The following is a 24,236-nucleotide window of genomic DNA, read 5'->3' on the forward strand; positions in this document are numbered from 1 at the left end:
GGATCCGTTCCAGCGGGTCGCGCCCGCCACTGTGAGCATCTCGTTGCGCAACAGGGATGCTGCGATATCGATCGAAGTATGGGGTGGGCGAGCGCGCGTCCCCGGGCCTCGCTCCTGCTCTCCCCAAGCAAAACGCCGCGCGGGGCGCGGCGTTTTGTCTCATGGCTGCCGACGTCAGGAGGCCGCGCGCAGATTGACGCTGGTCTCGGCGAGCTTGGTCAGCTTCATGTCGGTCGCCTTTTCCTCGTCGAGCGTCTTCTGCAGCACCGCGGCGCAGTCGCTGCGGCCGAGCTGCTTGGCCCAGGCGACGAGGCTGCCGTAGCGGGTGATCTCGTAATGCTCGGCGGCCTGGCCGGCATTGATCAGCGCGGCATCCAGCACGGTCTTGTCGGCGACTTCGCCGGCGACCTCCTCGGCCTCCTCGATGATGCCGTCGATCGCCGGGCAATCGACCGCCTTCGGCGCGATGCCGTGCATTTCGAACACCTGCTCCAGCCGCTTCACATGCGTGCGGGTTTCCTCGAGATGGGTGAGAAAGCCCTGCTTCAGCTGCTGATCGGTCGCCTTGTCGGCCATTTTCGGCAGCGCTTTGACGAGCTGGTTCTCGGCGTAATAGATGTCCTGCAGCTGATGAACGAACAGATCGTTCATCGTCTTGATGTCCTTGGTGAACAGTCCCATTTGCCTGACGTCCTCTGGTTCGGAACACGGCACCCGCCCGACCGACCGTGACCATGTTCGCTTGCCCCTCGGGCGGCTAACCGGCTGATACGGAGGTTGTTCCGGCACCATTGGACGCACCGGCCGGAACCCGGCCTGTGCAGATCGAACCGTTCAGGTAACCATTGGGACCAAACCAAGGCGGCCGCATTCCCCTGGCCATGTGACTGGCGTGTGACAGACCCGCAAAGCGAAGTCGGAGCTGCGTTGTGTCAAGGACTGCACAAAGCGCGCGTTTTAGCTTAAGGAACAGGCTATCAAGGATTGCCCGCCCACATCGTTCAATGGTTTCGCCCTTCTTCAAAGATTTAGTGCCGCCCCGCCGGGAGGATGAATGCAAGGCCTGCTGACCACGCTGTCGCGTGGCTTCAAGAAATGGATCGGCTGGAAGCGGCTGGGGATTGCAGCGAGCCTTGCGATCATCGCCTTCGCGATCACCACGCTCGTGCGCACGCTCAAGGGCGTCGACGCCGGCGTCATCCTGACCGCGCTGACCGAGATTCCCCCCGGTCACATTGCGCTCGCGGCCTTGTGTGTGGTCGGCGCGTTCTGCACGCTGACGTTCTACGACTATTTTGCGCTGCGAACGATTGGCAAGAAACACGTGCCCTATCGCATCGCCGCGATGAGCGCCTTCACCAGCTATTCAATCGGCCACAACGTCGGCGCCACGGTGTTCACCGGCGGTGCGATCCGGTTCCGGATCTATTCGGACTACGGCCTGTCCGCGATCGACGTCGCCAAGATCTGCTTCCTGTCGGGACTGACTTTCTGGCTCGGCAACCTGTTCGTGCTCGGCATCGGCATGACCTTGCATCCGGCCGCGGCGTCGTCGATGGACCAGCTGCCTCCGGCGATCAATCAGCTGATCGCGATCGGCATCCTCGGGGCGATCTTCGCCTATCTCGGTTGGCTGACCGCCGGCAAGAACCGGCGCCAGCTCGGCCAGAACGGCTGGAAGGTGGTTCTGCCCTCGGCCCAGCTCACGCTGGTGCAGATCCTGATCGGCGTCGTCGATCTCGGCTTCTGTGCGCTAGCAATGTACCTGCTGGTGCCGTCGAATCCGCCGATCGACTTTTTGTCGCTGTCGGTGGTGTTCATCCTCGCCACCCTGCTCGGCTTCGCCAGTCACGCGCCGGGCAGCCTCGGCGTGTTCGACGCCGCCATGCTGGTGGCGCTGCCGCAGTTCGGCCGCGAGCAGCTGCTCGCCACCCTGCTGGTGTTCCGCGTACTGTATTTCGTTATCCCGTTCGCCATTGCGATCTCGATCATGGGAACCAGGGAAATCTGGCTCAGCGTCGTCAAGCCGTGGCAGGAGCGGCGCCGGCTGCAGACGGCGATCTCCGACGAGATCGCCGCCAAGCGCGCCGCGGCGAGCGCGCCCGCAGCCGTCCCGCAGCGGATCAAGCGACACTCGCAGGGTTGATCCGTAGGCCTTGCACGAGAGTTTGCAGTGGCGCGGTTGACCTTCCGCGCTGCACTCTTATTTCCGCCCCATGGCTGACGTGAATCCTGACGTATGACCCGAATGTCCCTTCGTCCGATGCTTGCCGCCTGCGTACTGGCCGGCCTGCTCGCCCCTCTCGCCACCCGCCCATCGGTCGCGCAGCTCGGCGCTTCGCAGCTGCAGATCACCTGGGAGGTGCGCAACCGCTTCCGGCTGTTCCGCGAGGAGCGCGACTTCCTGCTGCATGCCGAGACCACGCGCGACCGCTCCATCCTCGCCGCCGAGCAGGCTCTCGCAATCCAGAGCGACGGCCGCGGCTGGGCGCGCAACATCGTCAACCGGCTGTGCATCGACCTCACAGGCCGCGTCAACGAGCCGTGCACCCGCGACAACGTCAAGGAAAGCTATCTGACGCCGATCGATCATCCGGTCTCCGTGCGCCTGACCGGGCCGGTGCCGGTGGGCGCCACCTGCGCCTGGTCGTTCGACGATGGCGACGGGCCGCAGACCTCGACCTTCGACTGTGCCGAGCCGGTCAATCTACGCGTCCGCTACGGGCGCCAGACCGCGGCCACCGTCGACGTCACCAGCGCCGAAGGCACCCAGCGTGCGTCGACCGGCATCCAGGTCCGTGACGTCTTCATCGCGGGTCTCGGCGACAGCATCGCCGCGGGCGAAGGCAACCCCGACCGCCCCGTCGCGCTGTCAGACGACGGCTTCTGCTTCCGCTCCTATCTCGGCGGCGCCTCCGGACAATATTACCGGCCGAGCCGCGCCGGCTTCAAGGGCGGCCGCGCCTGCGAGGCGCCGGACACGCTGCAGAACTGGCAGAAGCACAGCGCCGTCTGGATGAACGCGGCCTGCCATCGCTCGCTCTACAGCTATCAGACCCGCACCGCGCTGGCGCTGGCCGTGCGCTATCCGCACGTGGCGGTCACCTATCTGCCGCTCGCCTGCACCGGGGCGACCATTGCAGACGGCCTGTTCGGCAGCCAGCGTGCCCGCGAATGCACGCCAGGGCGCTCGATCGCGACCTGCGCCGGTGGCGTCAACGGCCAGCTCGGCGAGCTGCGCGAGGCGCTGACGGCCGCGAAGCGCCGTCAGCCGGATCGCCGGCTCGACCTGGTGCTGCTCTCGATCGGCGCCAACGACATCAACTTCTCCGGCCTGGTCGCCGACGTCATCGTCGACACGCCGACCGAGCGCACGCTGTTCAAGCGCTCCGGCGTGATCGGCTCGGTCGAGGAGTCGCGCAGCGAGCTGGCGCGCGACCTGCCGCAAGGCTTCGTCAAGCTGCGCGAGGCGCTCAAGCCGCTGGTCGGCGACCTCGCGCGCGTGATTTACACCTCCTATGGCAACCCGGCGCTGAGCGGCCCGGGCACGCCCTGCCCCGGCGGTCCGGCCGGCTTCGAGGTGCACCCCTCCTTCACGGCCAATCCGCAGCGGCTCGCCAATGTCGCGGGCTTCGTCGAGAACGAGTTTCTGCCGTCGCTGCGCGGGCTCGCACAATGCACCGCAGGCGTGCTGTGCCGTGACCCCCGCACCGAGCGCATGAGCTTCGTCGATGCACACCAACCGGCGTTCGCGCAGCACGGCTTCTGCGCCCGCTCCGCGCAGGATCCGGCGTTCGACCGCGAGTGCTTCGCCGCGGACGGCAAGAGCTTCGATCCGAACATCGTCTCCGCCGCCAACGAGCCGCTGCTGTGCGGCCGCGGCGCCAGCGAATATCGCCCCTATCTGCCGCGCGCCCGCTGGATCCGCGACGCCAACGACAGCTACTTCTCGGCGATGACCTATCCGCAAGGCCTCCCAGCAGCGATGCAGCCGGCCGACATTCACGACGCAGGCTGGGGCGTGCTGTCGGCGGTCTATGGCGGCGCCGTGCACCCGACCGCGGAAGGCCACGCCGCGATGGCCGATGCGGCCTTTCCGGCCGCCGCGCAGGTGCTCAGCCTCGACGCGGTTGAAGGCAACGTCACCAGCCAGCCGCTGCCGTCGAACGGGGGCCTGGAGTAGCCGCGTCACCGCAGCGTCCCCTCCGCCCGCGGCGCTGAGCATCTCCGATCGGAGCTCTGCGCGCGCGTCTCTCCACGTCGTCATGGCCCGGTTCGTGAGCCATGGTCCTCCTCGGCCGCGGACCGAGTCGCCCGTCGGGCGTCGGTCAACGCAATCGCGCAGGGTGTCGGGGGCACCGGGACGCCATTCGGCAAAGACGAAATTCGTCAACCACATCAGGCCGAACGCACCGTCCAGCCAAGCCAGACGAAATTATCTCTTTCTTTTTTACCGAAATCATGCTCTCTTGGGCCATCCCGTGCTCATGAGAGGGGCGGTTCGCGGTCGTCACGAGCGTGGAGTGCGGGGAGCGATGGGCGCCATCGGTCGCAGCGTGATCTGATCATGCAGACGAACGACCGGGGCGCACGGTGAAGTCGTCACGGTCCTGGCATCCCGACGCTGATGCCAAGCTCGCGACAACGCTTTGGCGTTGCGCGGGTGACGGGGGCAAGACAGCCGGTCCCCGGGGAGAGGACGTATAAGCCGTCAAACATCGCGCAGGGAATGCCGGTTGACCGGCTTTGCCTGTGGTTCCTGCCGCCTGCATTTTTTTCGCAGGCGGGCCATGGGTGAGGCTCTCACCCGGCATTCCCTGCGCCCTCTCACTTTCAGAGGGGGCGAGTCCTGCACAGCTCGGACGCCATGCGCCGCGAGATCGCGACATCATGTCGATGACAATGAGAACGTATCGTCAGGGCGTCGGCGACGACGTCAACGCCGGCGACTACTTCACCGCCGGCGGCGGCTTCTTCATCATTGGCGGCGGAGCCTGCTTGGGCGCGGGACGTCCTGTCGCCGGGACCGGTGCCGGCGGCGGCAGATATTTGGCGAGGATCGCCGGATCGATCTCCGCCATGCTGGTATCCGGCAGACGCGTCCAGGTCTCGTCCTTGCCGAGCAGCGAGAAGCCGAGATAGCCGCGCAGCGTGAGCGACTGACCGTCCGGACTGACCTTCATGTTGGCCTTCCAGATGTTGCCGTCGCGCGGATTGAGCACGTTGCCGCCTTCGTATTTCAGGCCCTCGCGCTTCATGTCGCGCACGAAGGAGATGCCGAGCACCGGCGCATTCTTGCGATCGTCGGTGCACTTCGAGCAGACCTCGTTCGGATTGTCGGTCGGACGCGGAAACGTCTTGGCGATCACGCCCTCGAACACGCCATCATGATCGATGAAGAGAAACCAGCCGACCGGCCTGCCGTCCTCGACCTTCTGCCACAGCCCGGCCGCGGTCGGCTCCGCCGCGAGCGCAGGCCGCGTCAGCAGCGCGCCGGCAACGACGAGCGCGCCGATCGCGAGCGTCGTCGCACCAGACATCAGCCGAAGCCGGGGAAGAAACGCATTGCGCATCATCGTCTCACCTTGACCAATCCACAAATCGAAAGGCCGCACAGTACGGCGGTTTCGAAGACCGTTCCAGCCCATAACAGGTCTCGCGCGCCGGTGAAACCGGCGCGCGCAGGAAACATTTCTTCACATTTGAGTTGGCTGGACGATCTCGGGTTCCCCGCCGCGAAGCAATTAGTTCACGCCGAGCTTCTTCTGCAGGCTCGACGACGAGGTCGTGTACTGGAACACCAGCCGCTTCTCCGGATAGACGTAGCGGTGCGCCTTCTGCGCCATCAGCGCACCCTCGTGGAAGCCGCACAAAATCAGCTTGATCTTGCCCGGATAGGTATTGATGTCGCCGATCGCGAAGATGCCGGGCACCGAGGTCTCGAATGCCGAGGTCTCGACCGGAATGAGATTGTGCTCGAGCGCGAGGCCCCACTCTGCGACCGGGCCGAGCTTCATCGTCAACCCGAAGAACGGCAGCATCATCTCGCAGGGGATGGTCTCAACAGCGTTGTCACCGCCCTTGATGGTCGCTGCGGAGAGTTGGCCATTGGCGCCTTCGAGCGCAGTGACTTGGCCGATGCGCAGGTCCATTTTGCCGCCTGCGACAAGCGCGCGCATCTGCTCGACGCTATGCGGCGCGGCGCGGAAGTCGTCGCGGCGGTGGATCAGCGTGATGCGCTTCGCCAGCGGATGCAGATTGAGCGTCCAGTCGAGCGCGGAATCGCCGCCCCCGACAATGACGACATGCTTGTCGCGGAACTGCTCCATCTTGCGCACGGCATAGAACACCGAGGTGCCCTCATAGGCCTCGATGCCCGGCACCGGCGGACGCTTCGGCTGGAACGAACCGCCGCCGGCGGCGATCACCACGACCTTGCACTCGAACACCTTGCCGGCATCCGTGGTCACGCGGAAACCGGGGTCGCCGATCTTCTCCACCTTCTCGACCATCTCACCGAGATGGAAGGTCGGGCTGAACGGCTTGATCTGCTCCATCAGCTGGTCGGTGAGGCCCTGCCCCGTGACCATCGGCACGCCGGGAATGTCGTAGATCGGCTTCTCCGGATAGAGCTCGGCGCACTGCCCGCCGACCTTGTCGAGGATGTCGATCAGATGCGCCTTGATGTCGAGCAGCCCCAGTTCAAACACGGCAAACAGTCCGCACGGGCCCGCGCCAATAATCAGCACATCGGTCTTGATCGCTTCGCTCATGTCGCTCTTCTCGTTGGAGGCGCCGCTCGGAAAAAGGCGGCAGATGGCGGTTCCGAATTTGTAGCCAACGGGGCGGCCGCAGGGAAGGCACAAAAGCCGCCCTCGCCCGGCTTGCAGCGGCAGGTCTAGCGAGGTTTGAAGAGGAGATGAAATGATGGAGATCAATCGGTGACAGAGACGGCCCGCCACGACCAGAGCCCCGTTCTGGAGGACTTCCCCTACCGCCTCACGGACAATGTGCGCTTTGGCGACCTCGATCCGAACCAGCACGTCAACAATGCGGTCTATGCGACGTATTTCGAGACCGGACGGGTGACGCTGATGAAGGATCCGCGCCATGGCCTGACGCAGGAAGGGCTGGCCTGGATCATGGTGCGGCTCGACATGCACTTTCGCGCCGAGCTGCGCTGGCCGGGCGGAATAGAGCTGGGCCTGGGGGTCGTCAAGCTGGGGCGGACGTCGGTGACGTCAGAGCAGGTCGTGTTCTCGGACGGCCGCTGCGTGGCCTCGGCAACCGCGGTGATGGTGCTGATCGACGAGCTGACGCGCAAGCCGGCGCCGCTGACGCCGAAGCTGATCACGGCGCTCATACCCTGGGCCCGGCGCGGCAAAGCGCTCACGCCGCCCTCTGCATGAGCGCTTTGTCGATCATCCGGCAGCGGTGCCGCGACGGGCGCGGCGCAACGCACTCAGGCCTGGCGCTCGGGGGTGGAGACCACGAGCCCGTTGAGCTCGTCGGACACCTTGATCTGGCAGGACAGACGCGAGTTCGGCCGCACCTCGTAGCCGAAGTCGAGCATGTCCTCTTCCATCGGGGTCGGCGGGCCAACCTTCTCGCGCCAGGCTTCGTCGACATAGACATGGCAGGTCGCGCAGGCGCAGGCGCCGCCGCACTCGGCCTCGATGCCGGGGATGGCGTTGCGGATGGCCGCTTCCATCACGGTCGCGCCGTTTTCGATCTCAACGGTTCGGGATTCGCCGGTATGGTCGACAAAGGTGATCTTGGCCATGTGCGCTCGTACTGCGGAGGGAATGAGGTCGGGCTGTCCTATAACGGACCGCTCCGCTCCGCGCTAGTGGCGCCGGCACCGTGCCGTCAGGCCGCGCCGATCATGTCCGCGATCGCCGCGCGCGCCTGCGCCACGGCGGTCCCGAGCCAGGCCAGGGCGTCGGCCGGATCGCCGTTGCGCAGCGCCGCCTCGAGCCCTTCGGCCGCGTCGGCGACATCCAGCGCCCCGATCGCGCGGGCCGAGCCCTTCAGGGTATGGACGACCGAAGCCGCGTCCTCGGGCATCACCTGCAGCCGTTCCAGCAGGTGGACGGCCTGGCTGGAGAACATGCCGAGGACCTCGCGCTCCAGCTCGGCATCGCCGAGCGTCATGCGGCGCAGCAGATCCAGGCTGATCGGCCCGTCATCGGGCACCAGCGGCGGCGAGGGCATCCATTCGATCCGTTCCAGGTCGGGAATCATGACGGCAATCCGGTGCGGTGGGCGCAGCGGGCGCCCGTGTGGTGAGCCAAGCACAGCAATGGTTAATGCTTTGTTACCGCCCCATTTGCCGCAGGTTTGCCGTGATTCCGACCCGTCTCCGCCCCAATCGCGGCCGAAACCGGAATTCGCAGAACTTCTAGTGTGTTAACGACGGCTGCTGTTAACGATGATTAAGAATCTCTTAACCACGGCCATTTCTTTCAACAGGCACAATCAATAGGATGAGCCCCGGATGGAGTGGGCCACCAGACGGAATTTGCCACCGCCGGTGCCTGCGGAGGATGACATTCGGTTCGAGCGCTTCGAGAGGGTACTCGTACGCGGCTCGCCGGATCGGAAATAAGACGAGGGCTCGGATTCAACATGGCGAACACCCCCAAAAAGGTCAAAGACCCGACTGAAGTCGCGCTGTCCGCCATTCAGGAGGCTTTGAACATCAGTGATTCGACCGTGCCCCAGGATCCACCTGGCTCGGTCCACGCTGACGGGGTGCCGCCGGTCATGCCGACCGGCCCGTCAGCCTACGAGTCGTTCGACCCCCGCTTGAGCGCCGATCGCGGCAGCCTCGACGACATCGATCCGCCTCCGCTTGCCGTTCGCCGTCCCGCCAATGACGACCGCGAGACGATCGGCCAGCTCCTGCAGGCGATCCAGAAGGGACGGCCGTCCCGCGGCGTCTATACGCTGGCGACGGCCTTCGCCGGCATCTGGATCGTCGGCTGCGCGCTGATCACGATCGGCTTCCTGCCGGCCCTGCAGGCCGTGGTCGGACAGAGCGGCGGCGTGCTGGTGCTCGCCGGCCTCGCCGCGGTGTTCTTTGCGCCGGTGCTGCTGTTCTATTTCCTCGCCAGCCTCGCCTGGCGCGGCCAGGAGCTGCGCATGATCGCGCAGTCGATGGCGCAGGTCGCGATCCGCTTCTCCGATCCGGAGAACGCCGCCAGCGATTCCATCGTGACCGTCGGCCAGGCGATCCGCCGCGAGGTCGCGGCCATGGGCGACGGCGTCGAGCGTGCGATCGCGCGCGCCGGCGAGCTCGAAACCCTCGTCGCCAACGAGGTCGCAGCGCTCGAGCGCGCCTATAGCGACAACGAGGTGCGCATCCGCGCCCTGCTCCAGGACATCGCCCACCAGCGCGACAACCTGGTCGGCCAGGCCGAGCAGGTCCGCAGCGCCATTTCCGGCGTGCAGATCGACCTGCGCCACGACATCGCGCTGATCTCGGACGCAATCGCCTCGCGCGTCGACGAGGTGGCCAAGAGCATCACCGGCGCGCTCGAGGAGCGCGGCGCCCACATCACGGCCGCCCTCAGCAATGCCGGCGACAACATGATCCTCGCGCTCGGCGAGCGCGGCGGCGACCTGCTGGACCGGCTCGAAGAGGCCAGCGCCGAGACCACCCGCGCGGTGCTCGACGCCTCCGAGCGGCTGACCACCAGCCTCAATTTCAAGACCGGCCACGTCCACGACGAGTTCGCCGATCTGTCGGACCGCGTCCACGAGATGCTCAACGAGCGTATCGACCGCATTACCAGCGAGTTCGAACAGCGCACGTCAAGCATCGTCGACGGCATTTCGGTGCGCACCGAGCAGTTCCACGATTCGCTCAAGGCCTCCGGCGACTCGCTGCTGCTCGAGCTCGAGCTGCGCGGCGGCGATCTCGTCACCAAGATCGACGAGGCCAGCCAGCGCCTCTCCGGTCACATCGTGACCTCGGGCGAGAAGGCGAGCGAGTCGCTGGATGCGACCGTCAACACGCTGGTGGCCAAGGTCGTCAGCCAGACCGAGAGCACCCACGACACGCTCTCGCTGCAGATCAGCGCCTTCGACGAATTGGTGAAGAACCAGGGCACCGAGCTCGCCGAGCGCTTCGCGCGCGACAGCTCGACCCTGGGCGCACTGATCACCCGCCATATCACCGAGTTCGACCGCACGGTGAAGACCTATGGCGGCGAGATCGTCGAGCGCATGGGCCAGCGGACCCAGGAGATCTCGGACAATCTCAAGACCTATGTCGACAATTTCGACACCCGGCTGTCGTCCAACAGCGGTGAGATCACGGCGACGCTCGACCAGCGGCTCAATCAGTTCGAGACCAATCTGCAGACGCGCATCAGCACGTTCGACTCCTCTCTGGATTCGAAGATCAAGACGTTCGACGACACCGTCGAGGGTCGCCTGAAGACGCTGGAAGAGAACTTCGACGGCCGCGCGACCTCGGTCACGTCGACCATCGAGGGCCGGCTCGGTACGCTGTCGAACTCGCTGACAGACGGCGCGGCCCAGGTGCTGCACGCCATCGACTCGCGGCTGACGGTGCTGACGTCCTCGCTGACCGACGGCTCGGCGCAGGCGATCCAGTCGATCGACTCTCGCCTCAACATCCTGACGTCCTCGCTCACCGAAGGCACCGACAAGGCGCTGGAGGCGATCGATCAGCGCATCGTCAGCCTGTCGAACATCATCGACGGCCGCAGCTTCGAGCTGACCGAGGCCGTGACCGCCCGCTTCCAGGACATCCACCAGGGCATCGAGACGCGCGTCGGCTCGATCGCCACCGAGATCGACCATCGCGTGTCGCAGTTCGAGGACCTGCTCGGCTCGCGCGTCGAGGCCGTGGCCGGCCGCATCGAGAGCAGCGGCCGCCAGGCCAGCGACGAACTGATGACCCGCGCCGAGCTGCTGTCCGCCAGCATCAAGTCGCATGTCGAGGACGCCGAGCGCTCGCTTACCAACCTGGTCGTCAACACCAGCGAGACCATTCAGACCGGCGCCCGCACGGCGCAGGAGGCGCTGCTGAACGTCTCGACCGACGTCGGCTCGCAGCTGAGAACGACCTCGACCGAGGTCGAGCGCGCCCTCGCCGGCGCCAGCAGCAGCGCGGCCAATGCGATCCTGTCGAGCGCACGCGAGGCCCAGGCCACGCTGCTGACCGCCTCCGGCGAAACCGCGACCCAGGTCAAGTCGCTGTCGGCGGACGTCGAGCGCACGCTGACCGCGGCAGGCTCGGCGACCGCAGCCTCGATCCTGGCCGGTGCGCGCGAGGTCCAGAGCACGCTGGTGTCGGCTTCCTCCGACGCCGCCGAGCACGTCAAATCGCTCGCGTCCGACGTGCAGCGCTCGCTGACGAGCGTTGGAACCGCCACGGCCGAATCCATCACCTCCGGTGCCCGCGAGGCGCAGGCCACCCTGCTCGAGGCCTCCGAGGAGGCCGCCAGCCAGGTCAAGATGCTGACCGTCGACGTGCAGCGCTCGCTCTCGATCGCCGGCACCACGACGGCCGAGACCATCACCACCGGCGCCCGCGAGGCGCAGACGACGCTGATCAGCGCCTCCTCGGAAGCGGCCAACCACGTCAAGACGCTGGCAGCCGACGTCGAGCGCACGCTCGCCGCAGTCGGCTCCAACACGGCAGCGACCATCGTCGACAGCGCGCGCGACGTGCAGTCCAAGCTCGTCTCCGCCTCGACCGAAGCGGCCGATCACGTCAAGTCGCTGGCCATCGACGTCGAGCGCACGCTCGCCGCGGTCGGCACCACGACCGCGACCGTGATCATCGACAGCGCTCGTGACGTGCAGTCCAAGCTCATCTCGGCATCGACGGAGGCGGCTGAGCACGTCAAGTCACTCGCCGTCGACGTCGAGCGCACCCTGGCGGCCGTGGGCTCCGATACGGCCACCTCGATCCTCAACAGTGCACGCCAGGCGCAGATGTCGCTGACCGCGACCTCGGCCGACACCGCGGCGTCGCTGGTCGGCAGCGCCCGCGAGGCCCAGACCATCCTGACCTCGACCACGACCGAGACGGTGGCGGTCATCGTCGGCGGCGCCCGCGAGGCGCAGAGCCTGCTGACCGCGACCTCCACCGACACCGCCGGCCAGCTCAAGGCGATCTCGTCGGAGATCGAGCGCTCGATCAACACCGTCGCCGCCAACACCACCGATGCGATCCAGAGCAGCGCGCTGAACGCGCAGAGCGCGCTGGTCGCGGCCTCCAACGAGGTCTCCACCCGGGTGAAGTCGACCTCGACCGAGATCGAGCGCTCGGTGCTCGCCGCCGGCAATTCGTTCGGATCGGCGATGACCGGCAAGACCGACGAGATCGTGACCTATGTGCAGCAGCAGACCGAGCGGTTGTCACAGATCCTCGACAGCAAGCGCGGCACCCTGGTCGAGACCCTGACGTCGAAGACCAACCAGCTCACCATCGAGGTCGATCGCGTCACCTCGGACGCCTTGAAGTCGATCGAGGTCCGCGGCCAGTCGTTCGCCCAGGCCGTGAGCGGCAACGGCTCGGACGTGGCGCGCAACATCACCTCGGCCGGCGAGCTCGCGACCAATGCGATCAGCAAGTCGCTGAAGGAGCTGGAGCAGGCCTCGCGCGCGGCGATCGAGCAGTCGCGCCAGGTCTCGGTCGCGGCCGTCACCGAGATGCAGGAAACCAGCAAGATCCTGCGCACCGACACGGTCGCCCTGTTCGAGCGGCTGCGTGAAGGCAACATCCTGCTGCAGGAAGTGCTGACCGGCGCCCACGACAACCTCAATTCGCTGGAGCGCGCCCTCGTCACCCGCGTCGCCGATTTCGTCACGGCGATGAACGACGTCACCTCGCGCAACGGCACCGCGACGCAGACCCTGGAAGACCAGCTCAGCGTCTTCAACGCGAAGACGACGAAGGCGCTGGACGACCTCAACTCGCTGTCGGGCCAGTTCGACGCCCACGGCAAGGCCCTGATCGAGGCGGCAGCGATCGTCGAGCAGAGCAACCGCGATGCGACGGTCTCCGTCTCCGAGCGCAAGACCACGCTGGAGTCGCTGGTCACCACGATCGACCTGCGTACCGCGGATCTCGACCAGCGCCTGTCGCGCTTCACGACGCTGCTCGACGAGTCGCTCGCGGCTGCCGAGGAGCGCGCGCGCGACATCGCCCGCGTCGTGGCCGAAACCGCCGGCGCCGGCTCGACCGCGATCAGCCGCCAGTTCGAGGCCATCCGCAACAATGCCGAGGAAGAGCGCCGCCTGACCACCTCGACGATGCAGGAGATCTACCAGCAGAGCACGCAGGAAGCCGACGCGATGTTCAAGCAGTCCGCGGAGAAGTTCGCGGCGCTGGTGTCGAGCATGAAGCAGATGGCGGCCGAGATGCACCGCGAGCTCGAAGCCACCCGCGGCGAGTTGCGCCGCGGCGTGCTGGAGATGCCGCAGGAGGCCGCCGAGAGCACCGCGCAGATGCGCAAGGTCATCGTCGACCAGATCGAGGCGCTGGCAGAGCTGAACCGCATCGTCGCGCATCACGGCCGCGGGCTGGACGTGGTCAGCACGGCCCGTCCCGCCGCCGTCGCGGCGCCGGCCGCGGTCGTCCGCCAGGAAGAGCCGGTCGTGGCCGCCGCCGTCGGCGGTCGTCCCGAGATGCGCATGCGCGAGCCGAGCGCGACCAGCGTCACCAATCTGCCGCCGCCGGATCTCGGCATGCAGCCGCCGGCACCGCCTCCGCCGCAGCCGCGCCGGGTCGAGGCACCGCCGATGGGCCCGGTCGCCGATCAGCGCAGCGACAACTGGCTGTCCGACCTGCTCAACCGGGCCGATAACAGCACTGCCGGGCAGGCTCAGGCTGCACGTGGCCGTGGAGCGGCGCCGCAGCAGCCGGGCAATCCGCTGGAGTCGCTGTCGCTCGACATCGCCCGCCTGATGGACCGCAATCTCGCGGCCGAGATGTGGGACCGTTATCAGCGCGGCGAGACCAAGGCCTTCTCCAAGCGCCTGTACACGCCGGCCGGCCAGAAGGCGTTCGACGAGGTCGCCCGCAAGTACCGCGCCGACCGCACCTTCAAGCAGACGGTCGACCGCTACATCACCGAGTTCGAGCGGCTGCTCGACGAGGTCGCCCGCGACGACCGCAACCCGCAGGCGCTGCGCAATCAGCTGACCTCCGAGACCGGCCTCGTCTACACCCTGCTCGCCCACGCCGCCGGACGGCTGGCGTGATGGAGAGCGCGAATAGCGAGTAGCGAATGGCGCGCAGCCAACCTGTGATCGACAAGCAAACGGAGGCCGCGAGGCCTCCGTTTCGCTTTTGCGGGTGCAATGAATCGTCTTCCGGTTTTGCGCGCTTCAGCCCGGCGTCCGCACGATATCTGGCCCGCCTTGGAGATGCCTACGCGCTCCCGCGCCCCACGTCGCCCAGGATGCGCACGTTCACTCGCCTCTCACCAGCCGACGAGGGTGCTGAGCGCAGGGCCAGTCGCGTGCAGCAGACGAGCGCGCGTCCCCTACTCGCTACGCCCAATTCGGTGCTCGCCAATCCCTCACCGGCGGCCGCTGGCGGCTGGCGCCGGCGCGGGAGTCGGCTGCGAGGCCTGGGCATTGCTCGGACTGGCGCTCGAGTTGCTGGCGCCGAACAGGACACGGGTCGGGTTGCGGTCGAAATTGTTCACGGCACGGCTGATGTCGGACAGCGTCCTCCGGCCGTCGGCCATCAGCGCGCCGGAACGCTTGTCGAAGTCGTCGGCGAGTTCGCGGATCGACTTCACGGTCAGGAACAGCTCGCCGCCATCCTTGCCGCCGGCCAGCGTGTTGAGGCCGAGCATCAGCGTATCCGCCTTGCCCATGATGCCGTCGACGCGGCTCATCACGCCGTCGATGCGCTCGGAGTTGCGCGCCAGCGACTGGGTGAAGACCTCGAGGTTTTTGATCGAGTTCTTCACGGCGTCCTGGTTGTCGGCGACGACCTTGTTGATGTTCTGCAGGGTGGCGCGGATCGCCTCGGTCACATCCTGCAAACGGGTCGGATCGGCGCGCAGCATCGGCACGCCGTCCTCGTCGAGCGGCGGCGGCGGCGCGGCCTCCTCGCCGCCCTTCAGCGAGATTGCCGCGACGCCGGTGAGGCCCTGGAATTCGAGCCCGACGAGCGTGTCCTTGCGGATCGGTGCGTTGTTCTCGACCATCGCCAGCGCCACCACTCGGCGCGGATTGTCGAGCTTCACCGAGATGACCTCACCGACCCGGATACCGTTGAAATTCACGCTGCCGCCGTTGCGCAGACCGGCCGCCGGCCCGTCGAACACGACCCGCAACGGGGTGCGCTGCTTGGTCGTGTGCAGGCTCTGGAACCAGAGGACAAAGCCAATCGCCGCCGCGATCACCGCCAAGGTGAACGACCCGATCAGGACGTAATTCGCCCGCGTTTCCATTACCAACTCCGGTACCGGCACGTCGCGGCGGACATCCCACCCGCCGCTCTCGTGCGCTCTCGGTTGGCGCCGGACCGCGGCACCCACCCCATCAGCTTAGTCGCAGGAGTCCCCACTCCCGCTCACAACAAAATTCGTCTCTGGAGCGCCTCAAGCTACCCCATCACGGCGCGTGCGCGCTTGCCGTGGAAATACTGCCGGAGCCATGGATGCTCCGAAGCCTGCATGTCGGCCATCGATCCCGCAGCAATAATCTTGCCGTTGCCGAGCACCGCAATGCGGTCGCAGGCCGTGTACAGGCTGTCGAGATCATGGGTTACCATGAAAACCGTCAGACCCAAAGTGCGCTGCAGGGTCCGGACCAGCTCGTCGAAATCGCCGGCGCCGATCGGGTCGAGCCCCGAGGTCGGCTCATCCAGGAACACGAGCTCGGGATCGAGCGCGAGCGCGCGTGCCAGCGCAACGCGCTTGATCATGCCGCCGGACAGCTCGCTCGGGAAACGATCGGCAACATCGGGCCGCAATCCGACCATCACCAGCTTCGCGACCATGATCTCGTCGAGCAGCCGCTGCGAGACCTTCAGATACTCGCGGACCGGAAACTGGATGTTCTGCCGCACCGTCAGCGAAGAGAACAACGCACCCTGCTGGAACAGCACGCCCCAACGACGCTCGACGGCGCGACGGCCAACACGATCCGCGGCATCGAGATCGACGCCGAACACCTCGATGCGCCCGGCGAGCTTGGGCACCAGGCCGATGATGGTGCGCGTCAGCACCGACTTGCCGGCGCCGGACGGACCGACGAAGCCCAGGATCTCGCCGCGTCTGACGTCGAGATCGAGGCCATCGAGCACGCGGGTCTTGCCGAACTCGACGGTCACGTCGCGCACGCGGATGATCGGGTCGGACATCTCTGCCGTCATGTCACATCCCGACCGCCGCGAAGAAGATCGCGAAGATGCCGTCCATCACGATCACGAAGAAGATGCCCTTCACGACCGACGAGGTGGTGTGACGTCCGAGCGATTCCGCGCTGCCCTGCACCGCCAGCCCCTCGACGCAGGCAACGATCCCGATCACGGCGGCCATGACCGGTGCCTTGAGCAGGCCGACGGTGAAATGATCGATCGAGATCGCGTCGCGCAGCCGCAGCAGGAAGGCCTCGGGATCGACGCCGCCGTAGAACCACGCCACCAGACCGCCGCCATAGAGCGCGGCGATGTCGCCGAGGAAGGACAGGATCGGCAGCGCGATCACCAGTGCCAGCATGCGCGGCAGGATCAGCACCTCGATCGGATCGAAGCCCATCGTGCGCAGCGCGTCGATCTCCTCGCGCATCTTCATCGAACCGAGCTCGGCCGTGTAGGCGCTGCCCGATCGGCCGGCGATCATGATCGCGACCAGGAGCACGCCAATCTCGCGCAGCACCAGCACGCCGAGCATGTCGACGACGAAGATGTCGGCGCCGAAGCGGCGGAAATGGAAGATGCCTTGCTGGGCGATGATGCAGCCGATCAGGAAGGTGATCAGCACGATGATCGGCACTGCGCGCCAGCACACCTGCTCGAGGTGATGGATGGTCGAGGTAAGGCGGAAGCTGCGCGGATGGATCAGCACCCGGCCGCTGGCGACGATCACGGCGCCGAGCATGTCGATCAACGCGGCCACGGTGCCGACGATACCGGCGACGCTGCGACCGATCTGCCCGAGCATGCCGGTGATGGTGACAGTCGTCGCCTCACCGCCGGGCGCCGCGCTGACGCGACGGACCTCGTCGACAAGACTGGCGTAGTTCGCCGACAGGCCGTCGATCCGGGCCTCGACGGTTCCCGTCGTGAAGCTGCGGCGCAGCCGCTCGATCAGCCAGGCACCGAACGTGTCGAGCTTGGAGACCTGCGACACGTCGATACGAACGTCGACCTTCTTGCCGGCAAGCTTTTCGGCCTCGGCGACGAGACGCTCGAGCGCTGGCGCAAACGGCGCCGTCCAGGCGCCGGTCGCACGCAGCGACAGCGCGTTGCCCTCGCCGCTTCGCTGCAGATCAGGGCTGCCCGTCACGACGACCACCCTCGAAGCTGCCGATATCCGCGCCTTGACGAGAAAGATCCCACCGCGTCGCCACCACCTTGCCGGAGACCCCCATCAACAGCCATAGTCGGTGTCCGCGCGCAAGTCCCAAGCGCACGCCAGTTCACAAACCGCCTGACAATCAAATGACTTCCACCGGTTTTCCAATACTGGACGCCCATATCGGCCACTGGCCGATCTCCGGCAGCTTCACGATCAGTCGCGGTGCCAAGACCGAAGCGGTGACGGTGATCGCGGAGCTGCGACACGGCGCCATCATAGGCCGCGGCGAATGCGTTCCCTATCCGCGCTATGGCGAGACGCCCGAGGGCGCGTTGGGCGCGCTGCTCGCGATGCGCGATGCCATTGCCTCAGGTCTCGATCGCGACGCGCTGCAGACCGCAATGCCGCCGGGCGCGGCACGCAATGCGCTGGACTGCGCGCTGATCGACCTCGAGGCCAAGCGCAGCGGCCGCCGCAGCTGGGATCTGCTCGGCCGCCGCGCGCCGGAGCCGTGCGTGACCGCCTACACGATCTCGCTCGCCGCGCCTGATGTCATGGCCAAGGCCGCGGCCAAGGCGGCGCACCGGCCGCTGCTCAAGATCAAGCTCGGCGGTGCCGGCGATCCCGCGCGAATCGCCGCCGTGCGGGCTGCAGCGCCGCAGTCGCAACTGATCGTCGACGCCAACGAATCCTGGACCGAGGCCAATCTCGAGTCGCATCTCGCGGCCTGTGCGGACGCCGGCGTGACGCTGGTCGAGCAGCCGCTCCCGGCTGGAAAGGATGAGGCGCTCGCCAAGATGGCGCGCCCGCTCGCAGTCTGCGCCGACGAGAGCGTGCACGACCGCAACTCGCTCGACGCGCTGCGCGGGCGCTATGACGCCGTCAACATCAAGCTCGACAAGACCGGCGGGCTGACCGAGGCGCTCGCCATGGCCGATGCCGCCCGCGCATCGGGCTTCGACATCATGGTCGGCTGCATGGTCGGGACCTCGCTCTCGATGGCCCCGGCGATGTTGCTGACGCCGCTCGCACGCTATGTCGATCTCGATGGTCCGCTGCTGCTGGCCGAGGATTGCCCGCACGGACTGTACTATCAGGACAGTCTGGTCTACCCGCCCGACGCGGCGCTATGGGGATGAAGCTTGAAGCGGTTGCGCGCGACCCACATCAGCAGGCCGCCGACCGCGGCCATGGCGGCCATCATCAGATAGACGCCCGGCCCGTAATGCGCATAGACCGGCCCTGACAGCGCCGAAGCCGCCGAGCCGACGATGCCGCTGGCAGCGGCATAATAGCCCTGCCCCCGCGCCGTCACATGCGCCGGCACCTGGCGAACCAACAGCCCCATGGTCCCGATCAGTGTCAGTCCGAACGTGAAGCCGTGGCTGATCTGAACTGCAGCGAGCCCGAGCGCCTGCGGCTCCGTGGCCGTGAGCGTCCAGCGCAGCACCGCAGCCACCGCACCGATCATCACCAGCGTCGCGGGCGCCAGCGTGAACCGCGGGGAGAGCGCAAAGATCACGATTTCGGTGAGCACGCCCATGGTCCAGAGCCAGGCGATCGTCAGCCCGCTGAGCCCCTGTGCTCTCCACTCGATCGCGGAGAAGGTGTAGTAAGCGGCATGGCTGCCCTGGATCAGCGCCGACGCGATGATGATGCAGAGGAAGCTGGGATCGGCCAGCAGATGCCGCCCGTCCCGTGCTGGACCGGTACTGCGCGGCAGGGGCGGCAGCCGCTCGAGCAGCAGGCTGCTCGCAGCGCCGAGCACTCCGACCGTGACGATGATCCAGATCAGGTCAGGGGCCGCAAGCACGTCCGCCAGGCCGCCGCACAGCAGCGTTCCAACGACGAACGCAGCCGAGCCCCACAGCCGGAGCCGCCCATAGTTCAGCCCGTAGCTCATCACCCCGCGCAGCGCGTAGGCGTCCGTGAGCGGGAGCAGCGGCGTCCACAGGCAGCAGGTTGCCACATAGACGAGGAACACCAGCCAGGGAGCGTGCTGGAACGCCAGGACGGCAAACCCCGACGCAGTTGCGAAGGTGGCCAGCCGCATGCCGGCACGAAGCGCCTGGCGGCGCTCCGCCATTGCGGTGATCAGCGGCAGCACCGTGAACCGCGTCACTGCGGGCACGGCGATGACGATGCCGATCCACGACGCGTCCAGCCCGATCGCACGCAGCCAGACCGGGAAAAACGGCAGATGCGTTCCGGACAGCACGAACACCGCGCTGTAGAACAGCCCGAGACAGCCCGCGAATCGGCGCGCCAATACCGGCGATGTGGTGGAGATTTGTCGGGATAGTGGCATCAATTCAATTGCGATTCGATCAATATCATGGTGATCGTTATGCCAACGCGCAGCAACTTGCGCGATGGGTTTGCCATGGTCGATGAAGTCTTCGCCCTCTCGCCGATATCCGCCCGTGCGGCTCAGCCGAACGAGGCCGACTACGAGGCGATCCGCGACGCCTTCATGGAGACGTCCCGCGGCCGCTGGTTCCTGGGCGAGTACGCGAAGCGCAACCGCAACGCCGACACCAGCATGGTGCTGGATGCGGTCGCGCGCATCGAGCATGCGCTGGCGTCCCAGCGCCAGCAGCACCAGGAGTTCGAGCGCGCCGACAGCAAGGCACTGCCGGAAGCGCTGGCCGCGATCCGCGCCGCCGTCGAGGATGCGGCGCTCGCGACGGCCGCCGCCGTCGACGGTCTGGCGCTCGAGCAGAACCTGGCACCGGTGCGCAAGGGCACCCGTATCATCAAGGAGATCTCCTGGCGCTGGCGCGAGATCGGTGCGGACTCGCGCATCTGCGACCTGATCGACTCCCAGGTGACATCGATCGAGGCCGCATGCGAGCAGTTGGCCAGCACCGACCCGAAGGTTGCGTTGCTGGCGGCGTTCGAGATCATCAAGACCCGTCTCAATGAGCTTGACCGCAACGAGGCTGCGACGCCTCCGGCCGGGCCTGAGCCCGTGCCGACGGGCGTAGATTCCGGGCGAGCAGCTCAGGCGGCCAAGGCCTCGCCGTCTCCTGACGACGCCGGCGCTGCCACGATGCAGCCGGAGGCGGCGCAGAAGGTCGAGGCAGCCGTGTCCGAGCTGGTCGCGGCGGTTGCTGCGATCGAGCTCGCCGATGAGCAGCCCGTACGGCAGGCGACAGCTGTCAAGCCGACGGTGGAACCGCCGCCCGCGGCTGCGCTGGCGGACACGCCTATTGCAATGGTCGCCCCGGAGTCCGCAGCAGCCCCCGCCGTCGAGGCCGAGATTGTGCCGCCGGAGACGACGGTCGAAGCCGAAGCCAGCGAAGACGTCGCGGCAGCCGAGGCTCAGGATCAAGCCATCCTGGAGCTGGTCGCAGCCGAGATGGGGGCGCCCGAGACCTTCGAAGACGAGGAGTTCGGCCGTGCGCGAACGCTCGGCTTCGACATCGAGGAGCCGAGCGCCGTTGACGACGACATCGTGGCGAGCTTCAGTGCTTCCACGCCGTTGACGGCCGAACTCGCGCCTGCGGCGGTCGAAGCCCAGGTCGCAAATACAAGTGTGCAATCGGCCCCCCCGGCCGCCGCGCCGGCGCCTGCCACACCGCTGCCGCCGCGGGTCGAACTGGCGACCATGGAGTTCTCGGTCGCGGTCGAAGCCGCCGCCAGGATCGCCGCTGCAGCCGACACTCCCGCGTCACCGCCGCTGCAACACACTGCGATTGAGCGGGAGCCGCTTGCGCCCATCGCCAGCACCACCGCACAACAGGCCATGCCAAAGCCGGCCTACGAACCGTCGCTGGGGTCCACCCTGCTGTCGAACGGTCTGTTGCAGCGCCCGCAGACTCCCGCCAACGATCCGTTGACGCCGATCCGCCGCATGAGCCAACCCGAGAAGATCGCGTTCTTCTCTTGAGGATCGGCAATTCCGGTCGTGTCGTCGACTGACGGAAGCTGATCACCGGTATCGGATAGGTGATGCCGGTCACGTACGCAGCCGGCCGACATGCCTAACCTTCTTCTCAAGCCACTTTGCCGCTCGAGGAGAACGCCGTGTCCGCTCCGCTGTCCCGCTCCCGTTACTTCGATTGGAAGCTCCTGCTCGTCGCCGGACTTCTGGGCTTGATCGCCGCATTCGGTCTAAGCCCGGCGCTCGCCGCCGGCAGCGAGATCGACGACCTGCAGACGCCGCCCCGCGCCCTCGTGGCAGCGCCGCCAGCGACCACGGAGGCCGCTCCGATCGCGACCGCGCAAGGCATTGAGCCGCGCGTGGCGCTGGTGATCGGCAATGGAAGCTATCAGAACGCTCCGCCGCTGGAGAACCCCGACAACGACGCTCATGCCGTCGCGAAGCTTCTGAATTCGGCGGGCTTCGAGGTGATCACCGCGACCGACCTGACACAGAACGAGATGCTCAAGGTGGTGCAGGATTTCTCCAGCCGCGTCGCCGCCCACGGACCGAACGCCGTGGCCATGGTCTACTACGCCGGTCACGGCGTTCAGCTGGCGGGCGAGAACTACCTCATTCCGATCGACGCCCGCATCTCCGCTCCCTCCGACCTGTCGACGAGCACGATCCGCCTGGTCGATCTGATGGCCACGCTCGATGCCGTTCCCAGCCGACTGCGGATCGTCGTGCTAGATGCCTGCCGCAACAACCCGTTTCCCGCCGTCAACGATGCCGGCCGCGGCCTCGCCATCGTCGATGCGCCCAACGGTTCGATCGTCGGCTATTCGACGTCGCCCGGCGAAGAGGCGCTCGACGGACGCGGCGAGCACAGTCCCTATACGCAGGCGTTTCTCAATCTCGCGCGACAGCCGAACCTGCCGATCGAGCAGCTGTTCAAGCGCATTCGTCTGCAGGTCAACCAGACGACCGATGGCCGTCAGACGCCGTGGGAAAGCTCATCCCTGACCAGCGATTTCACCTTCTTCGGGGACACGCTGGTCGCTGCGGCGCGACCGGCGGACAATGCGCCGGTGCTGCAGATGGCAGCCAACCTGCCCAGCCGGTCGGTGCGGCAGGCCTATGACTACGTGCTGTCGGAGAACCGCCCGCAATACTACCGCGAGTTCATCGAGCTGTACCCGCGCGATCCGCTCGCTGACCGCATCCGCGCGCTGCTCGCCGGCTTGGTGCAGGCGGTCGCGTGGCACCAGACGGTGCTGGCGAACTCGCCCGCTGCGTATAAGAGCTTCAGCGACTCCTACGCCGATAGCCCCTATGCGCCGGTCGCGCTGCGGCTGCAGGTCCAGCCCAGGACCATCCCGGTGCTGCAGCCCAGCCGCCTGATGATGCCGCCGCACATGGCCCCGGTCATGCGTCCACTCAATAGCGGCGTCCAGGTCCGTCCCGCGCCGCTGCCGAACCTGCCGACCAAGAACCTGCCGCCGACGGTCGTCACCAACGGCAAACCCGTCAACAATGCCGGCCCTGGCAAGGTGCTCGATGGGCGGCTGTCCGGTCAGAACAAGATCGTCGACAAGATCGTGCCGCCGTCGAATCCGCCTGCGGCGACCAAGATCCAGCGCGATCCTCTCAAACGCGTCACGGGACGCCCGTTCGAGACGCACGACGTCCGTCGTCCCGCTGGCAAGTCCGGCCCGTTCAAGCCGAACTTCGACGCGTCGCGCCCCGCGCTGACGCGGGGGCCGGGCCCGTCGCATTTTGCCCAATCCGGCCCGCGTCAGGGTGGCGGCGGATTTTCCCGCGGCGGCCTCGGCTTCCGCTGAGGCCGTGGGCTCAGGCAATCAGCCTGGCGTACAGCTCGGCATCGACATTGCCGCCGGAGAGGACGATCACCACGGTCTTGCCGGCCGCCTCGAGCCGGCCCGCCAGCAGTGCTGCGAGCCCGACCGAGCCGCCGGGCTCGACGACCAGCTTCAGTTCCCGAAATGCAAAGCCGACCGCGCGGCCCACTTCTTCGTCCGAGGCTTCCACCGCGGCCGACAGCAGCCGGCTGTTGATGGCGAAGGTGATCTCGCCGGGGATCGCGGCCATCAGCGCGTCGCAGATGGTGCGCCCCTTGGCCTGATGCGCCTCGCGGTGCCCGGCGCGGAGTGAGCGGGCATGGTCATCGAAGCCCTTGGGCTCGGCAACGACCATCTGGGTCTGCGGATAGCGGGCCTTGACCGCTGTCGACACGCCGGCGAGCAATCCGCCCCCCGAAGCCGGCACGACGACTAGGTCAGGCGACAATCCGAGGGCGGCAAGATCCTCGGCGATCTCGCGGCCGACCGTGCCCTGCCCCGCGATCACGAACGGATCGTCATAGGGCGGCACCACGGTCGAGCCGCGTTTTGCGGCAATGTCGCGTGCGATCGCCTCGCGGTCCTCATGGTCGCGATCATACAGCACGACGTCGGCGCCAAACGCCTTGGTGCGCTCGCGCTTGGCGACCGGGGCATCGGAGGGCATCACGATGGTGGCGTGCATGCCGAACAGCTGCGCCGCATGGGCGACGCCCTGGGCATGATTGCCGGAGGAAAACGCGACGACGCCTCTGCCGTGGGCGTCCTTCGGGATCGAGGCGAGCTTGTTGTAGGCGCCGCGGAACTTGAACGAGCCGGTCCGCTGCAGCACCTCGGGCTTCACGAACACGTTCGCCTTGAAGAGATCGCTGAGTACCGGGGCCGGCAACAACGGTGTCCGCACGGCGACGGGTGCAAGAACACGGGCCGCCGCATCGATGTCGGCGACGGTGACGGACGGGATCGGAGCATGAGCTGACATGC

The 24,236-nt window shown here is 66.9% G+C and carries 17 protein-coding genes; 7 read left to right on the forward strand and 10 right to left on the reverse strand.

Features of this window, described 5'->3' with window-relative positions; translation table 11 throughout:
* Window positions 1-174: 174 nt before the first annotated feature.
* Window positions 175-681, reverse strand: coding sequence for a ferritin-like domain-containing protein (locus tag ACQR07_RS04745; RefSeq protein ID WP_434865037.1), 507 nt, complete (start codon window positions 679-681; stop codon window positions 175-177).
* Window positions 682-1,054: 373 nt separating this feature from the next.
* Between ACQR07_RS04745 and ACQR07_RS04750 the strand changes: the two genes are divergently transcribed.
* Window positions 1,055-2,146: a lysylphosphatidylglycerol synthase transmembrane domain-containing protein gene (locus ACQR07_RS04750; RefSeq protein WP_434901190.1), complete on the forward strand. Its 1,092-nt coding sequence runs from the start codon at window positions 1,055-1,057 to the stop codon at window positions 2,144-2,146.
* Between the two features lie 93 nt (window positions 2,147-2,239).
* The gene (locus ACQR07_RS04755) at window positions 2,240-4,183 is read left to right on the forward strand and encodes a hypothetical protein (RefSeq protein ID WP_434901191.1); all 1,944 of its coding nucleotides are present in this window, start codon (window positions 2,240-2,242) and stop codon (window positions 4,181-4,183) included.
* 766 nt (window positions 4,184-4,949) lie between these two features.
* Here the strand turns inward: ACQR07_RS04755 and ACQR07_RS04760 are convergent.
* Together ACQR07_RS04760 and ACQR07_RS04765 are read right to left on the reverse strand one after the other, a co-directional pair.
* Window positions 4,950-5,573, reverse strand: a complete 624-nt coding sequence (locus ACQR07_RS04760; RefSeq protein ID WP_434901747.1) for a DUF2147 domain-containing protein — start codon at window positions 5,571-5,573, stop codon at window positions 4,950-4,952.
* Between the two features lie 171 nt (window positions 5,574-5,744).
* The gene (locus tag ACQR07_RS04765) at window positions 5,745-6,773 is read right to left on the reverse strand and encodes an NAD(P)/FAD-dependent oxidoreductase (protein WP_434901192.1); all 1,029 of its coding nucleotides are present in this window, start codon (window positions 6,771-6,773) and stop codon (window positions 5,745-5,747) included.
* Between the two features lie 168 nt (window positions 6,774-6,941).
* Between ACQR07_RS04765 and ACQR07_RS04770 the strand changes: the two genes are divergently transcribed.
* Window positions 6,942-7,409: an acyl-CoA thioesterase gene (locus tag ACQR07_RS04770; protein ID WP_434901193.1), complete on the forward strand. Its 468-nt coding sequence runs from the start codon at window positions 6,942-6,944 to the stop codon at window positions 7,407-7,409.
* A 53-nt stretch (window positions 7,410-7,462) separates the two neighbouring features.
* Here the strand turns inward: ACQR07_RS04770 and ACQR07_RS04775 are convergent, their stop codons facing one another.
* Window positions 7,463-7,783, reverse strand: a complete 321-nt coding sequence (locus ACQR07_RS04775) for a 2Fe-2S iron-sulfur cluster-binding protein (protein WP_434901194.1) — start codon at window positions 7,781-7,783, stop codon at window positions 7,463-7,465.
* Between the two features lie 86 nt (window positions 7,784-7,869).
* Entirely contained in the window at window positions 7,870-8,244 is a 375-nt protein-coding gene (locus ACQR07_RS04780) for an Hpt domain-containing protein (protein ID WP_434901195.1), read from the reverse strand.
* Between the two features lie 384 nt (window positions 8,245-8,628).
* Between ACQR07_RS04780 and ACQR07_RS04785 the strand changes: the two genes are divergently transcribed.
* A complete protein-coding gene (locus ACQR07_RS04785; protein ID WP_434901196.1) occupies window positions 8,629-14,247 on the forward strand; it encodes a methyl-accepting chemotaxis protein in 5,619 nt (1,872 codons plus the stop codon).
* A 320-nt stretch (window positions 14,248-14,567) separates the two neighbouring features.
* Here the strand turns inward: ACQR07_RS04785 and ACQR07_RS04790 are convergent, their stop codons facing one another.
* The 3 genes from ACQR07_RS04790 to ACQR07_RS04800 all read right to left on the reverse strand — a co-directional run bounded on the left by ACQR07_RS04790 (window position 14,568) and on the right by ACQR07_RS04800 (window position 17,513).
* Window positions 14,568-15,452: an MlaD family protein gene (locus ACQR07_RS04790; protein WP_434865045.1), complete on the reverse strand. Its 885-nt coding sequence runs from the start codon at window positions 15,450-15,452 to the stop codon at window positions 14,568-14,570.
* 155 nt (window positions 15,453-15,607) lie between these two features.
* Window positions 15,608-16,378 carry an ABC transporter ATP-binding protein gene (locus tag ACQR07_RS04795; RefSeq protein WP_434901197.1) on the reverse strand — a complete coding sequence of 257 codons (771 nt, stop codon included), beginning with the start codon at window positions 16,376-16,378 and terminating at the stop codon, window positions 15,608-15,610.
* Between the two features lies 1 nt (window position 16,379).
* Window positions 16,380-17,513, reverse strand: coding sequence for an MlaE family lipid ABC transporter permease subunit (locus tag ACQR07_RS04800; RefSeq protein ID WP_434865140.1), 1,134 nt, complete (start codon window positions 17,511-17,513; stop codon window positions 16,380-16,382).
* A 155-nt stretch (window positions 17,514-17,668) separates the two neighbouring features.
* Here ACQR07_RS04800 and dgcA point away from each other — a divergent pair, with 155 nt between their 5' ends.
* A complete protein-coding gene (gene dgcA, locus ACQR07_RS04805) occupies window positions 17,669-18,664 on the forward strand; it encodes an N-acetyl-D-Glu racemase DgcA (protein WP_434901198.1) in 996 nt (331 codons plus the stop codon).
* Here the strand turns inward: dgcA and ACQR07_RS04810 are convergent.
* Window positions 18,634-19,833, reverse strand: a complete 1,200-nt coding sequence (locus ACQR07_RS04810; protein WP_434901199.1) for an MFS transporter — start codon at window positions 19,831-19,833, stop codon at window positions 18,634-18,636. The genes dgcA and ACQR07_RS04810 overlap by 31 nt on opposite strands.
* 75 nt (window positions 19,834-19,908) lie before the next feature.
* Here ACQR07_RS04810 and ACQR07_RS04815 point away from each other — a divergent pair, with 75 nt between their 5' ends.
* Entirely contained in the window at window positions 19,909-21,417 is a 1,509-nt protein-coding gene (locus tag ACQR07_RS04815; RefSeq protein WP_434901200.1) for a hypothetical protein, read from the forward strand.
* A gap of 137 nt (window positions 21,418-21,554) precedes the next feature.
* Window positions 21,555-23,234 carry a caspase family protein gene (locus tag ACQR07_RS04820; RefSeq protein ID WP_434901201.1) on the forward strand — a complete coding sequence of 560 codons (1,680 nt, stop codon included), beginning with the start codon at window positions 21,555-21,557 and terminating at the stop codon, window positions 23,232-23,234.
* A 10-nt stretch (window positions 23,235-23,244) separates the two neighbouring features.
* Here ACQR07_RS04820 and ACQR07_RS04825 read toward each other — a convergent pair whose 3' ends face one another.
* Complete coding sequence (locus ACQR07_RS04825) at window positions 23,245-24,234, reverse strand: threonine ammonia-lyase (RefSeq protein ID WP_434901202.1); 990 nt, start codon at window positions 24,232-24,234, stop codon at window positions 23,245-23,247.
* Window positions 24,235-24,236: the final 2 nt, after the last annotated feature.

The sequence above is a fragment of the Bradyrhizobium sp. HKCCYLS20291 genome, from assembly GCF_051167715.1.
Classification (GTDB): domain Bacteria; phylum Pseudomonadota; class Alphaproteobacteria; order Rhizobiales; family Xanthobacteraceae; genus Bradyrhizobium.

Excerpts from the sequence above, each read along its gene's own strand:
- ACQR07_RS04745 (WP_434865037.1), bottom strand. The coding sequence starts at position 681 with ATGGGACTGTTCACCAAGGACATCAAGACGATGAACGATCTGTTCGTT.
- ACQR07_RS04750 (WP_434901190.1), top strand. The coding sequence starts at position 1,055 with ATGCAAGGCCTGCTGACCACGCTGTCGCGTGGCTTCAAGAAATGGATC.
- ACQR07_RS04755 (WP_434901191.1), top strand. The coding sequence starts at position 2,240 with ATGACCCGAATGTCCCTTCGTCCGATGCTTGCCGCCTGCGTACTGGCC.
- ACQR07_RS04760 (WP_434901747.1), bottom strand. The coding sequence starts at position 5,573 with ATGCGCAATGCGTTTCTTCCCCGGCTTCGGCTGATGTCTGGTGCGACG.
- ACQR07_RS04765 (WP_434901192.1), bottom strand. The coding sequence starts at position 6,773 with ATGAGCGAAGCGATCAAGACCGATGTGCTGATTATTGGCGCGGGCCCG.
- ACQR07_RS04775 (WP_434901194.1), bottom strand. The coding sequence starts at position 7,783 with ATGGCCAAGATCACCTTTGTCGACCATACCGGCGAATCCCGAACCGTT.
- ACQR07_RS04780 (WP_434901195.1), bottom strand. The coding sequence starts at position 8,244 with ATGATTCCCGACCTGGAACGGATCGAATGGATGCCCTCGCCGCCGCTG.
- ACQR07_RS04785 (WP_434901196.1), top strand. The coding sequence starts at position 8,629 with ATGGCGAACACCCCCAAAAAGGTCAAAGACCCGACTGAAGTCGCGCTG.
- ACQR07_RS04790 (WP_434865045.1), bottom strand. The coding sequence starts at position 15,452 with ATGGAAACGCGGGCGAATTACGTCCTGATCGGGTCGTTCACCTTGGCG.
- ACQR07_RS04795 (WP_434901197.1), bottom strand. The coding sequence starts at position 16,378 with ATGACGGCAGAGATGTCCGACCCGATCATCCGCGTGCGCGACGTGACC.
- dgcA (WP_434901198.1), top strand. The coding sequence starts at position 17,669 with ATGACTTCCACCGGTTTTCCAATACTGGACGCCCATATCGGCCACTGG.
- ACQR07_RS04810 (WP_434901199.1), bottom strand. The coding sequence starts at position 19,833 with ATGCCACTATCCCGACAAATCTCCACCACATCGCCGGTATTGGCGCGC.
- ACQR07_RS04815 (WP_434901200.1), top strand. The coding sequence starts at position 19,909 with ATGGTCGATGAAGTCTTCGCCCTCTCGCCGATATCCGCCCGTGCGGCT.
- ACQR07_RS04825 (WP_434901202.1), bottom strand. The coding sequence starts at position 24,234 with ATGTCAGCTCATGCTCCGATCCCGTCCGTCACCGTCGCCGACATCGAT.